Origin of the sequence: Streptosporangium sp. NPDC005286, assembly GCF_040607515.1 — a bacterium.
In the GTDB taxonomy this organism is placed as follows: Bacteria; Actinomycetota; Actinomycetes; order Streptosporangiales; family Streptosporangiaceae; genus Streptosporangium.
In genome coordinates, this window is the sequence record NZ_JBEXGU010000005.1 from 103519 (window position 1) to 115679 (window position 12161).

Consider the following 12161-nt stretch of genomic DNA (forward strand, 5'->3'; position numbering starts at 1 on the left):
TCGCGCGGCACGGGGGAAGCAGGGGGGGACCTGTGAGCGTCGAGGTCAACAACGAGTCCGGCGTCGAGATCGACGAGGGGCTCATCGTCTCGCTGGCCGGGCATGTGCTGGAGCGGATGGGCATCAACCCGCTCGCCGAGCTGTCGATCCTGGTCGTCGACGAGGAGACCATGTCGGTTCTGCACGAACGGTGGATGGGGGAGCCGGGCCCCACGGACGTGCTCGCCTTCCCGATGGACGAGCTGCGGCCGGGACCGGGCGCGGGGGCACGGCAGGAGGGTGACTCGCCCACCGACCCGGCGCTCCTCGGTGACGTGGTGCTCTGCCCGCAGGTGGCCGCCAAGCAGGGGGCCGAGGCCGGGCACGGCACCGAGGCCGAGCTGGAGTTGCTGTGCACGCACGGCATCCTCCACCTGCTCGGCTACGACCACGCCGAGCCCGAGGAGCACAAGGAGATGTTCGGCCTTCAGGGCGAGCTTCTGGAGTCGTGGCAGGAGGTGCGCCCCCAGCGGTGAACCTCGCCAACGGGTGGTTGTTCTCCGCCGTCGTCCTCGTCGTGGTCGGCGGGTTGATCGCCAGCGCGGAGACGGCTCTGACTCGTATCTCAAGGGTTCGCGCGGAGGAGTTCGTCCGTGACGGCCGCCGGGGCGCGGTGCGTCTGCAGGCCATCGTCGCCGACCCGCCGCGCTACCTGAACCTCCTGCTCCTGCTCCGGCTGAGCTGCGAGCTGGTCGCCACGGTGATCGGCACGCTGCTCTTCATCGACTGGCTCGGGGATCAGGGCTGGGCCTACGCCGCGGCGGCGGCGGTCATGATCGTCGTCAGCTACGTGATCGTCGGGGTCTCCCCGCGCACGCTGGGCCGCCAGCACGCCGAGCCCATCGCGCTCGCCAGCGCCCCCGTGGTGTACGGCCTGACCCGGATCTTCGGCCCCCTGCCCAAGCTGCTCATCCTGCTCGGCAACGCGGTGACGCCGGGCAAGGGCTTTCGCGAGGGCCCCTTCACCTCCGAGGCGGAGTTGCGGGACCTGGTCGATCTGGCCGAGGAGCGCAGGGTCATCGAGCCAGACGAGCGGGAGATGATCCATTCGGTCTTCGAGCTCGGCGACACCCTGGTCCGCGAGGTCATGGTGCCCCGCACCGACATGGTGTTCATCGAGCGCGGCAAGACGCTGAGCCAGGCCATGTCCCTCGCGCTGCGCAGCGGTTTCTCCCGGATTCCCGTGGTCGGCGAGAACGAGGACGACGTCATCGGCATCGCCTACCTCAAGGACATCGCACGCCGGGTGCAGGACACCGGTGACGACGGGCGCGCCGAGCCGGTGGAGTCCATCATGCGCCCGGCCACCTACGTGCCGGAGAGCAAGCCGATCGACCAGCTGCTGCGCGAGATGCAGGCCCGCCAGATCCACCAGGCCATCGTCATCGACGAGTACGGTGGCACGGCCGGCCTGGTCACCATTGAGGACATCCTGGAAGAGATCGTCGGTGAGATCACCGACGAGTACGACCAGGAGGTCCCCAGGGTGGAGCCGCTTGAGGGCGGCGCGGTACGGGTGACCGCCAGGCTCCCGGTGGACGATCTGGAAGACCTGTTCGGCATCGAACTGGAGGTCGACGACGTCGAGACCGTCGGAGGGCTGCTGGCACACGCGCTGGGCCGGGTGCCGATCGCCGGTTCCCAGGCGGTGGTGGAGGGTCTCAGCCTGACGGCCGAGAGCCTCGCCGGGCGTCGCAACCGGATCGGCACGGTCCTCGTCACCAGGATCGCCCCCGCGGAGCCCGACTCGGTCTCGGCCTCCCCCGACCAGTGACGGGCTGGGGCGGTGGATTTGCCCCAAGTCGTCCGCAAGTGCTCTGCAAGCGGCACGGGTGATGCTTCTCGCACGGCACCTGGTCGCGCGGGAGCCGGTGGGAGGTCCCCGCGTCCGGAGGGGTTCGCGGCGCGTGGGTCGGCTCACGGGGGAGAAGAGTTCACGTAGGGCTTCGTGGCTGTCCTGCGTCACTCGCTTAGGGGTGTTCTCGACCGTGAAATACGGTTGAGGGCACCCTTAGGCGTTTCTTAATGATTGCCGCTTTTGCGGACGGGGAAGAAAGCGAGTCGGCGAGGACGAGACGCCTCGCACATGACATCGGGGGGATGGTCATGACGCGGGGGATGAATATTGTCGTTTTTGCGGTGTTATGTGGACTTATCGTGGGCGGGGCGGCCGGATGCGCCGGCGGAGCGGGGGCCGGCGACGCGATGGACGGCGCCGCGGAGCTGAACCGGCTGCGGGGAGTGCTCGACGAGACGCGAGGGCTGCCCGACGGGTTCTCGGCCCGTCCGCGGGACGGCTGGCGCGCCCCGTTCCAGCCGGTGAACGAGGACTGCCGGCTCGTTCTCGACATCGCGGGAGGCAGGCCGCCGCAGCGGGCACTGGGGGCGCGGGCGGCCGTGACCTACCAGGGTGACGGGATCGGGGAGCTGGCCGGATTCGGTCTGGCCTCCTACCGCGGTGACGACGCCGAGCTTCACTTCAACGAGCTCACGGAGGCGCTGAGCGGCTGTCCGGTCGCACGTGCCCAGGGGGCGGGCCGCGGCACCGCTCTTCGGGTCTCCCCCCTGAACCTGGCAGGGGTCGGTGACGAGGTGCAGGCCAGGAGGCTGAACGGAAAGCTGAACGGATATCCGTACGAGATGCACCTGGTGTTCGCCCTCAGCGGCCATACCTTGATCTCACTGGTGCACGCCGGTGTCAGGGACGTCGACGCCGAGCGCACCCGGGAGCTCGCCCGCCTGCTGGTCGACGAGGTCGCCGCCTGAGAGAGGCGGCAGCCGTGTCGTTTTGGTGCCGGGGCCGCACCCGTGTCGTCCTTGGCGCCGGGAGCTGAATACCCTTGTGCTGTGAGTGACGCGACCCTCGATCCCGAGGACAAGAAGATCATCGTGCTGGCCCGTTCCGCCCGTGCACGCAACGGAGCCGCCGAGGGCGCGGCCGTACGGGACGAGACAGGCCGGACCTACTCGGCGACCAACGTGGCGCTGCCGTCGCTGACCCTGTCGGCGATCCAGGTCGCCGTGGCGATGGCGGTGTCCGGTGGAGCGGAGTCGCTGGAGGCGGCCGCGCTGGTCACCGCGGGTGAGGGGCCCTCCGACGACGACACGCGGGCGGTCCGCGACCTGGGTGCCGAGACCCTGCTCGTGGCCGGTCCTGACGGGACACCGCGTCAGAGCTGAGTCCGGCATCGGCGACAATGGTTGACGTGAGTTCCTCAGCTGCTGATTTCCATGCCGGTTTCGCCTGCTTCGTCGGCCGGCCCAACGTCGGCAAGTCCACGCTGATGAACGCGTTGGTCGGCACGAAGGTGGCGATCACCTCCTCCAAGCCCCAGACGACCCGCCGGGCCATCCGTGGCATCGTGCACCGCCCCGACTCCCAGCTCGTCATCGTCGACACGCCGGGCCTGCACCGGCCCCGCACGCTCCTGGGTGAGCGGCTGGACAGCCTGGTGCTCTCCACCCTCACCGAGGTCGACGTGATCGGCTTCTGCGTGCCCGCCAACGAGCCCATCGGCAAGGGCGACCGGTTCATCGCCGAGAAGCTCGCGGGCGTCAAGAAGACCCCGGTGGTCGCCGTGGTGACCAAGTGCGACCTGGCGACCCGCGAGCAGATCGCCGCGCAGCTGCTCGCGGTCTCCCAGCTCGCCGAGTTCGATGACATCGTGCCGGTCTCCGCGCAGTCGGGTGAGCAGCTCGACGTGCTGGCCGACGTGCTGGTCCAGCGCCTGCCCCAGAGCCCGCCGCTGTACGAGGGAGGACAGCTCACCGACGAGCCCGAGCAGGTGCTGGTCGGCGAGCTGATCCGGGAGGCGGCCCTGGAGGGGGTGCGCGACGAGTTGCCGCATTCGATCGCGGTGGTCGTCGACGAGATGCTTCCCAGACAGGGGCGTGACGACCTCCTCGACATCTACGCTCACATGTTCGTCGAGCGTCCGTCCCAGAAGGCCATCGTGATCGGGCACAAGGGCTCCCGGCTGAAGGATGTCGGCAGCCGCGCCCGCCGGCAGATCGAGGCGCTCCTCGGCACCCGCGTCTACCTCGACCTGCGCATCAGCGTCGCCAAGGACTGGCAGCGCGACCCCAAACAGCTCCGCCGCCTGGGTTTCTACGACTGACGGTTCCCGGCACGGCGGCGCGAGCCGCGGCTGTGCGGGCCCGGCTCCCGGGGACCGCGGCGGTGCTCCCTCAGTGCCCCTCAGCGGCGGTCGGTGATGGCCTCCTCTCCGTGCCCGAGCCGTCGCCGCAGCTCGACCGCGTCCCGGCCGAGCGCGGAGACCAGGGTGGCCGGCCCGGCCAGGGGCAGGGCGGCCCAGCCCCGGCCGACCACCGTCTCCGGCGCCCGGCCGGTGATCAGGATGCTGCCCACGCAGCGGGCGTCGCCGTAGACGGCGGGACTGCCGTCGATCTCCGGGTCGCCCACCACGAACTCCTGCCGGAGCAGCGGGACCCCTCCGAGAACGGCGTCGAAGCGTGAGTGGCAGCGTCCGGGGCGCTCGCCGTACCGGCCGAAGACGATCTCCTCGCGCCAGCGCACCCGCGCGTCCTCGGCCAGGTCGAGCCGGACGACCATGCGGTGCAGGCAGCCCGCCGCGAGCACCGTCGGTTCTGGCGCGAACCTGAGCGAGGCGCCCGCGCCGACCCGGGCCGTGATCGTCATCAGTGACTCGGCCCCCGCGGGGCCGGGCAGCACCAGAGTGCTCGCGACCGACCGCACCTCCAGTTCGGTTCCCGGCGCCACCTCGATGTCGAGGGCCAGATCGTCACCGCCCAGCGGACCCGCCGCGGTGGACACCAGGTGCACCCGGCCGGGCGCGGTCGCCCGCAGCGTGAGCGGTGGGCCGGAGCGCATCGTGGCGAGGACGGTCCGGCCGGCCGCGTCCCGCCGGGTGGCGATCGCCGCCCGCGCCCTCATCGCCCGCCGTCCTGCCTGCTCCGGCCGTGGTACGGACCCCGCCGGTGCCGGAGCGGGCAGGACGGGTGCGGGGACCGGGTCGGTGAGGGGCATGGGTCAGGCGTGGGAGTGCTCGTGGGCCCAGGACTCGACGAGGCCGGTGACCCATTCGGAGACCGCGTACGCTCGTGGATCCTCCCTGATCGAGGTGAAAAGCACGGGTTTGCCGTCCCGTACGGCCGCCGCGTCGCGTGACATGACCGTGAGGTCCGCGCCGACCATCGGGGCCAGATCGGTCTTGTTGATCACGAGCAGGTCGGCCGTCGTCACGCCGGGGCCGCCCTTGCGCGGGACCTTGTCGCCGCCGGACACGTCCAGCACGAAGATCTGCCGATCGGCCAGGCCCCTGCTGAAGGTGGCGGTGAGGTTGTCCCCGCCGCTCTCCACGATCACCAGGTCGAGCGGGCCGAACCGCTCCTCCAGGGTCTCCACCGCGTCGAGGTTGGCCGCGATGTCGTCCCGGATGGCGGTGTGCGGGCAGCACCCGGTCTGCACGGCGACGATCCGTTCCGGGTCGAGCACGCCCGCCCTGCGCAGGAAGTCGGCGTCCTCGGTGGTGTAGATGTCGTTGGTGACCACGCCCAGGTGCATGAACGGGCCGAGTGTCCGGCACAGCGCCGCGGTCAGCGCGGTCTTGCCGCTGCCGACGGGGCCTCCGATGCCCAGGCGTAACGCCCGGCCGTGCGGGTCGGCCGCATGGTGGTGGTCGTCGTGGTTGGCGCCCATATGGGTCACCGTCCTTCCAGATGGTCGTCAGGAGACGAAAAGCCGTAGATCCGCATGAATGTGGTGTTCGGCGAGCAGGTCGAGCGCGGGGGAGGCATGCGCGGGCAGCGCCTCCCAGCCGGTGGGGACGGTGGCCGCGACCCTTTCCAAGGCCGGGGCGAGCTCGGCGAGCAGTCGGTGGACGGCGACGGGGTCGAGGCCGAGCAGCCGTACCGCCGCCGTGGCGGGTCCGGTGACGGAGGTGTAGGCCGCCGCGAGGGCGGCCTCGGCGGGGGAGCATCCCGCCACGGCCGCCACCGCGCCGAGCGCGAGGGGATGGTGGGCGCCCTGGGGCAGGGCCCCGGCCAGCGTGTCGAGCACCGGGGAGGGCCAGATCCTCCGCGAGGTCCGCAGCAGCAGCCTGCCCTGGGTGCGGCTCGCCTCCCGCTGGGCGGGCGAGGAGATCCTGGCGTCTGCCTCCGCGTCCAGCCGCGTCCACTCCGGGCGGCCGGTCGCCGCGGGGGGAGACGCGCCGAGATCGCAGGCCGCGGCGGCGAGGGCGGCCGTCACCAGGCCCGCGGTGGCCAGCCGGCCCCGCAGGAAGGCGGCGAGGCCGGCGAGGTCGTGGATCGCGCCGATCCTGACCGCCTCCTCGGCGCCACCGGAGTGACCGTGTCCCCCGGCGGGCAGCCGGGAATCGGCCAGCAGCAGCAGCGCGGCGTTCATCCGGGGCTCCCTTCGGCCGGGCAGGAGATCAGAACAGGAAGTAGCGCTGGGTCATGGGCAGGGTCTCGGCGGGGGCGGGTTCGATCAGGTCGCCGTCGACGCTGACCGCGAAGGTGTCGGGGTCGACGTCGATCCTGGGCATGGCGTCGTTCAGCGGCATGCTCTCCTTGCCCCTGCGGCGGACGTCGGCCACCGGCAGCAGGCGTCTGCGTACGGCCAGCCGGTCGGCGAGGCCGTCCTCGATCGCCAGCGGGGCGACGAAGTGGACGGACGTGGCGGCGGCGGTGACCGGGGCGGCACCGAACATCGGGCGCGGCATGACCGGCTGCGGGGTCGGGATGGAGGCGTTCGCGTCGCCCATCTGGGCGTAGGCGATCACACCGCCCTTGACCACCAGGTTCGGTTTGATACCGAAGAAGGCCGGGTCCCACAGGACCAGGTCGGCCAGCTTGCCGGTCTCCACCGAGCCGACCTCGCCGTCCAGGCCGTGGGCCACGGCCGGGCAGATCGTGTACTTGGCGACGTAGCGCCGGGCCCGGAGGTTGTCGGCGGGGCCGTCACCCGGCAGAGCCCCCCGACGGCGCTTCATCACGTGCGCGGTCTGCCAGGTCCGGATGATCGTCTCGCCCACCCGGCCCATCGCCTGCGAGTCCGAGCCGATCATCGAGATCGCGCCCATGTCGTGCAGGATGTCCTCGGCCGCCATTGTGGACGGCCGGATCCGGGACTCGGCGAACGCCAGGTCCTCGGGGATGGACGGGTTGAGGTGGTGGCAGACCATCAGCATGTCGAGGTGCTCGTCGAGCGTGTTGACGGTGTGCGGGCGGGTCGGGTTGGTCGAGGACGGCAGGATGTTGCCGTAGGAGGCGACCCGGATGATGTCGGGTGCGTGCCCGCCGCCGGCTCCCTCGGTGTGGTAGGCGTGGATCATCCGGTCGCCGATCGCCGCCAGCGTCGACTCCACGAACCCGGCCTCGTTGAGGGTGTCGGTGTGGATCGTGACCTGGGTGCCGGTGGCATCGGCCACCGACAGGCAGGCGTCGATGGCGGCCGGGGTGGTGCCCCAGTCCTCGTGCAGCTTGAAACCGGAGGCCCCGGCGCGGAGCTGTTCCAGCAGCCCCTCGCGGCTGACCGTGTTGCCCTTGCCGAGCAGCGCGACGTTGATCGGGTAGGAGTCGAGAGACTCCAGCATCCGGGCGAGATACCAGGTGCCGGTGACGGTGGTGGCCTTGGTGCCCTCGGCGGGCCCGGTGCCGCCGCCCACGATGGTCGTCACTCCCGCGGCGAGGGCCTCGTCGAGGATCTGCGGGCAGATCAGGTGGACGTGGGAGTCGATCGCCCCGGCGGTCAGGATCTTCCCGTTGCCCGCGAGGATCTCGGTCGAGGGGCCGATCACCAGGTCCGGATGGACACCGTCCATGGTGTCGGGGTTTCCGGCCTTGCCGATCGCCACGATACGGCCGTCCCTGACTCCGATGTCCGCCTTGACCACGCCCCAGTGGTCGAGGATCACCGCGCCGGTGATCACCAGGTCGGGCGCGCCCTCGGCCCTGGTGGTCCTGGCCTGGCCCATCGACTCCCTGATGACCTTGCCGCCGCCGAAGACCGCCTCGTCGCCCGCTCCGGCGGGGCCCGTCGACAGGTCCTCGGTGACCTCGATGAGCAGGTCGGTGTCCGCCAGCCTGATCCGATCACCGACGGTGGGGCCGTAGAGCGCGGCGTAGCGGGATCGTTCAATGAACACCGGGACTCCCATCGAGAGGTCCGGCCCATTCGGGACGGAGACCGGGGACGATCCGCAGCCCGCCGATCGGCACGAGGGTCACGTCGCGCTCCACACCGGGTTCGAACCGCACCGCCGTACCCGCGGGGACGTCGAGCCGGGTGCCCCAGGCCGCCTGGCGGTCGAACTCCAGGCCGGGGTTGCACGCGGAGAAGTGGTAGTGCGAGCCGACCTGGATCGGCCGGTCCGCGGTGTTGACGACGCGGACGGTGACGCGCTCGCGGCCCGGATTGAGCGGGATGGGCGTGTCGCCGTACAGGATCTCGCCGGGTGTCATCGGCGCTCACCGCTCCTTGGGGTCACGGGATCGGCTGGTGGACGGTGACGAGCTTGGTGCCGTCGGGGAAGGTGGCCTCGATCTGTACGGACGACAGCATCTCGGGCACCCCCTCCATGACGTCGTCGCGGGAGAGCACCTTGCGCCCCGCCTCCATCAGTTCGGCGACGGTCCGTCCGTCCCTGGCCCCCTCCATGAGGAAGGACGCGATGATCGCGGTGGCCTCGGGGTGGTTGAGCCGGAGGCCACGTGACCTGCGGTCGCGGGCGAGACCGGCGGCGACGTGGATGAGCAGGCGTTCCTGCTCGTGTGGTGTGAGCCGCATTCCCGGACCATAGGAACCGGTGGTTTCGGTGACGTTGCACGTTGATGTCGTGTCGGTTTCCAGGTGGCGCGGGCTGTACGAACGGAGGAAGGGCGGCATGGAGCCGCCCTTCCTCCGCGGGGAGGTTCGGTGCGTCCGGTCAATGCATCCTGAAGGTGGTCAGAACCGCGGCGTGGTCGGAGGTCCAGGCGTTGCCTGAGTGGCCGGGGATGGGGGCGGGGGTGCCCTCGACCAGGGCGCTGGAGTCCAGCACCCGGAGATCGCCCGCGTAGTGTACGAAGTCGATCCGGTCCTGCGGCTCCGGCTCGCCCTTGTGGGCGTCGTGGCCGTAGCCGCCGGTGAAGGTCGGGTAGATCGGTGACCAGGTGATGCCGGGGGCGGCGACCGGGTCGGGGTGGGCGACCCGGTAGGAGTCCTTCAGGCCCGCCTTCTCCGGCAGGACCGAGGCGGGCCAGGCCACGGAGTCATAGCCGCAGCGCCTGGTCGCGGGCGTCCAGTCCAGGTGCGAGGGAGCGTTGAAGTCACCGGTCAGCAGGACGGGGGTCCGCTTCGCGTCCCGCAGGTCGGACTGCATGGCCGCGAGGACCGCGGTGATCTGCGGGGTGCGCCCCGAGGAGACCTCGTTGGCCAGGAGCCGCTCGTGGCTCATCTTCCCGAAGCAGGCGTCGTAGGGACCGTAGGGCGTGTAGCCGAGGTGGACATTCCAGATGACGACGTCCTGCCTGTGCTGGTCGTCGACCCGGATCCTGGCGGTGATCCCGGCCAGTCCCGACGCGGCCGGGAGCGGGCCGCGCGAGGTGATCGGGTAGCGGCTGACGATGCCCAGGTCGTTCCCGGCCTGGAAGTGTTCCCAGCCCAGCGCCTCGGCCAGTTCCTTCGCGGAGGTGCCGGAGGTCTCCTGCATACCGACCACGTCCACGTCGTGGTCGAGCAGGAACTTCAGCTGCTTCTCGCGGGCGCCCTTCACCTGGCTGCCGCCGTGCCAGAGGTTCCAGCTCATCGCCTTGAGGTCGGGCACGAGCTTGGCGCCCGGAACCCTGACCTCGATCGCCGCGGTCACCGAGGCGGTCTCGCCGGCGCCGTTGCGCGCCTCGATCCGCACGGCCGCGGGCCGGAGCGCGTCCGGCGGGCGCGGGGTGCCCGAGATACTGCCGTCCGAGCCGACGGTGACCCAGCGGGGCCCGGAGGTCTTGCGGAACGTCAGGCCCTCGGCGTCACCCCGGGTGAGGCCGCCGACGGTCGCGGCGTACGGCTTCAGCGCGCGGGCGTTGCGCAACGGGACGCGGTCGCTGACGAAGTGCAGCGGTTCGGCGCTCACGATCTTCAACTTGACGGGCTGGGCGAGCCAGGCATAGCCGTCCTTGGCCAGGGAGTAGGCGACGTAGTCACCCGGTTCGAGACCGTCGGTGGGCAGCGTGGCGGTGCCGGAGCCCTCGGGGATGTAGACCCACTTCAGGGAGGGGCCGACGTATTTCTCGGCGACCGGGCCGTTGCCGGGGTCCGTATACAGGCCGATCCAGTTCTTCGGGTCGGGACGGGGGGTGGAGTAGGTCAGGCTGATCGGTTCACCGGCCTTCACCGAAGCCGAGATGACGTTCAGCGTGCCGTCCGTGGCGGCGAAGGCAGGGACGTTCACCAGGCCGCTTGTCAGGCCGAGTGTCACTACGGCTGCCGCCACCATGAATAACCGGCGCATTCAGGCTCCTTATGGGGTTCTTGAGGCGAGATAAGCCTGAAGCGCCCCGGTAACGGCATGGTGTATGACGACTGTCATTCAGATTGCGCGCACCGGAAACTCATTACCGCTGCTCAGTATCACGTCGTTTCGCGATTTGTCTGTACAAGTGCGTGCAGTCTGTCTGTATCGCTGCGCTCTGTCACGGCGGTGATATGCCGGTAAGACGCAATTAACAACCGCGAACTAGGCGGGAAACCTCACTCAGTCACCTTGGCGGCAGATAGATCGGTGCGGGGGCCGTACCGGCAAGGAGGAAAGTCATTGAGGAAGACAGCATGGTGCTCCGTGGTGGCCGTCGCGGCGCTGGCCGCGACGCTGACCGCCTGCGGCGGTGAAGCCCCTGCGAACAAGGACGCGGCCGCCGCGAGTGGCGGTGACGGAGACATCAAGGTCGGCATCCTGCACTCGCTGAGCGGCACCATGGCCATCAGCGAGGTGACCGTCAGGGACGCCGAACTGCTCGCCATCGAGGAGATCAACGCCGCCGGGGGAGTACTCGGCAAGAAGCTGGTCCCCGTGGTGGAGGACGGCGCGTCCGACTGGCCCACCTTCGCGGAGAAGGCCACCAAGCTCATCCGCCAGGACAAGGTCGCCACCACCTTCGGCGGGTGGACCTCCGCCAGCCGCAAGGCGATGCTGCCGGTCTTCGAGCGGAGCAAGGCCCTGCTGTGGTATCCGGTGCAGTACGAGGGCCTGGAGAGCTCGCCGTACATCTTCTACACCGGCGCCACCACCAACCAGCAGATCATCCCCGGCCTCGACTACCTCAAGGAACAGGGCAAGAAGAAGATCTTCCTGGTCGGCAGCGACTACGTCTTCCCCCGGACCGCCAACAAGATCATCAAGGCGTACGCGGCGGCGAACGACATGGAGATCCTCGGCGAGGAGTACACCCCGCTCGGCCACACCGAGTACAGCACGCTGACCAACAAGGTCCTCCAGGCCAAGCCGGACGCGGTCTTCAACACCCTCAACGGCGACAGCAACGTCGCCTTCTTCAAGCAGCTCAACAGCGCCGGGGTCACCGCGGAGAAGATGCCCGTGCTGTCGGTGAGCGTCGCCGAGGAGGAGGTCAAGGGCATCGGCGTCGACAACATCGCCGGCCACCCCGTCGCCTGGAACTACTACCAGACCACCGAGAACGCGGCCAACGAGAAGTTCGTCGCCGCGTTCAAGGCCAAGTACGGCGCGGACAAGGTGACCTCCGACCCGATGGAGGCCGGATACAACGCCGTCTACCTCTGGGCCGAGGCCGTCAAGAAGGCCGGCAGCGTCGAGGTCGAGGCGGTCAGGAAGGCGGCGGGCGGCATCGCGCTGGACCGTCCCGAGGGCCTCGTCACCATCGACGGTGAGAACCAGCACATGTACAAGACGGCCAGGATCGGGGTGATCCAGCCCGACGGTCTCATCAAGGAGGTCTGGAACTCCGGCCAGCCGATCAAGCCCGACCCCTACCTCAAGGGCTACCCCTGGGCGAGTGGCCTGGCCACCGGCTGACCCCCCTCAAGACCGGTTCCGGACCGGGCCGTGACCAGATCACGGAAAGTACCGTGGCGCGCCCACAACGCGGCGCGGCCCGGTTCCGGAGCCACACACTCGTAGGAAGGGGACCTT

General features: G+C 70.1%; 13 protein-coding genes. 6 read left to right on the top strand and 7 right to left on the bottom strand.

The window, feature by feature from the left end; genetic code table 11:
* Nucleotides 1–32: 32 nt before the first annotated feature.
* From ybeY to era, 5 genes are all read left to right on the top strand, one after another.
* A complete protein-coding gene (gene ybeY, locus ABZU75_RS03720) occupies nt 33–515 on the top strand; it encodes an rRNA maturation RNase YbeY (RefSeq protein WP_343979833.1) in 483 nt (160 codons plus the stop codon).
* Nucleotides 512–1813: a hemolysin family protein gene (locus ABZU75_RS03725; protein ID WP_355549143.1), complete on the top strand. Its 1302-nt coding sequence runs from the start codon at nt 512–514 to the stop codon at nt 1811–1813. The genes ybeY and ABZU75_RS03725 overlap by 4 nt, the downstream gene beginning before the upstream one ends.
* A gap of 365 nt (nt 1814–2178) precedes the next feature.
* Nucleotides 2179–2805 carry a hypothetical protein gene (locus ABZU75_RS03730; protein WP_355549145.1) on the top strand — a complete coding sequence of 209 codons (627 nt, stop codon included), beginning with the start codon at nt 2179–2181 and terminating at the stop codon, nt 2803–2805.
* Between the two features lie 81 nt (nt 2806–2886).
* Complete coding sequence (locus tag ABZU75_RS03735; protein WP_350913254.1) at nt 2887–3219, top strand: cytidine deaminase; 333 nt, start codon at nt 2887–2889, stop codon at nt 3217–3219.
* Between the two features lie 17 nt (nt 3220–3236).
* Complete coding sequence (gene era / locus ABZU75_RS03740) at nt 3237–4157, top strand: GTPase Era (RefSeq protein ID WP_350913256.1); 921 nt, start codon at nt 3237–3239, stop codon at nt 4155–4157.
* An 80-nt stretch (nt 4158–4237) separates the two neighbouring features.
* Here the strand turns inward: era and ABZU75_RS03745 are convergent, their stop codons facing one another.
* The 7 genes from ABZU75_RS03745 to ABZU75_RS03775 form a co-directional block, all read right to left on the bottom strand.
* On the bottom strand, nt 4238–5047 hold the full coding sequence (locus ABZU75_RS03745; protein WP_355549148.1) for an urease accessory protein UreD: 810 nt from the start codon (nt 5045–5047) through the stop codon (nt 4238–4240).
* A 3-nt stretch (nt 5048–5050) separates the two neighbouring features.
* Nucleotides 5051–5719: an urease accessory protein UreG gene (gene ureG / locus ABZU75_RS03750; RefSeq protein ID WP_355549150.1), complete on the bottom strand. Its 669-nt coding sequence runs from the start codon at nt 5717–5719 to the stop codon at nt 5051–5053.
* Between the two features lie 27 nt (nt 5720–5746).
* Complete coding sequence (locus tag ABZU75_RS03755) at nt 5747–6424, bottom strand: urease accessory UreF family protein (protein ID WP_355549152.1); 678 nt, start codon at nt 6422–6424, stop codon at nt 5747–5749.
* A 28-nt stretch (nt 6425–6452) separates the two neighbouring features.
* Nucleotides 6453–8168: an urease subunit alpha gene (locus ABZU75_RS03760; RefSeq protein ID WP_355549154.1), complete on the bottom strand. Its 1716-nt coding sequence runs from the start codon at nt 8166–8168 to the stop codon at nt 6453–6455.
* A complete protein-coding gene (locus ABZU75_RS03765) occupies nt 8158–8484 on the bottom strand; it encodes an urease subunit beta (protein ID WP_030903960.1) in 327 nt (108 codons plus the stop codon). The genes ABZU75_RS03760 and ABZU75_RS03765 overlap by 11 nt, the downstream gene beginning before the upstream one ends.
* Before the next feature lie 22 nt (nt 8485–8506).
* Nucleotides 8507–8809: an urease subunit gamma gene (locus ABZU75_RS03770; RefSeq protein ID WP_343978549.1), complete on the bottom strand. Its 303-nt coding sequence runs from the start codon at nt 8807–8809 to the stop codon at nt 8507–8509.
* Nucleotides 8810–8948: 139 nt separating this feature from the next.
* Nucleotides 8949–10505, bottom strand: a complete 1557-nt coding sequence (locus ABZU75_RS03775) for an endonuclease/exonuclease/phosphatase family protein (protein ID WP_355549158.1) — start codon at nt 10503–10505, stop codon at nt 8949–8951.
* A gap of 303 nt (nt 10506–10808) precedes the next feature.
* On the opposite strand from ABZU75_RS03775, the gene urtA reads away from it, so the two are divergent.
* Nucleotides 10809–12044 (top strand): urea ABC transporter substrate-binding protein, encoded by a 1236-nt coding sequence (urtA, locus tag ABZU75_RS03780; RefSeq protein WP_350913270.1) that lies wholly within the window; start codon nt 10809–10811, stop codon nt 12042–12044.
* Nucleotides 12045–12161: the final 117 nt, after the last annotated feature.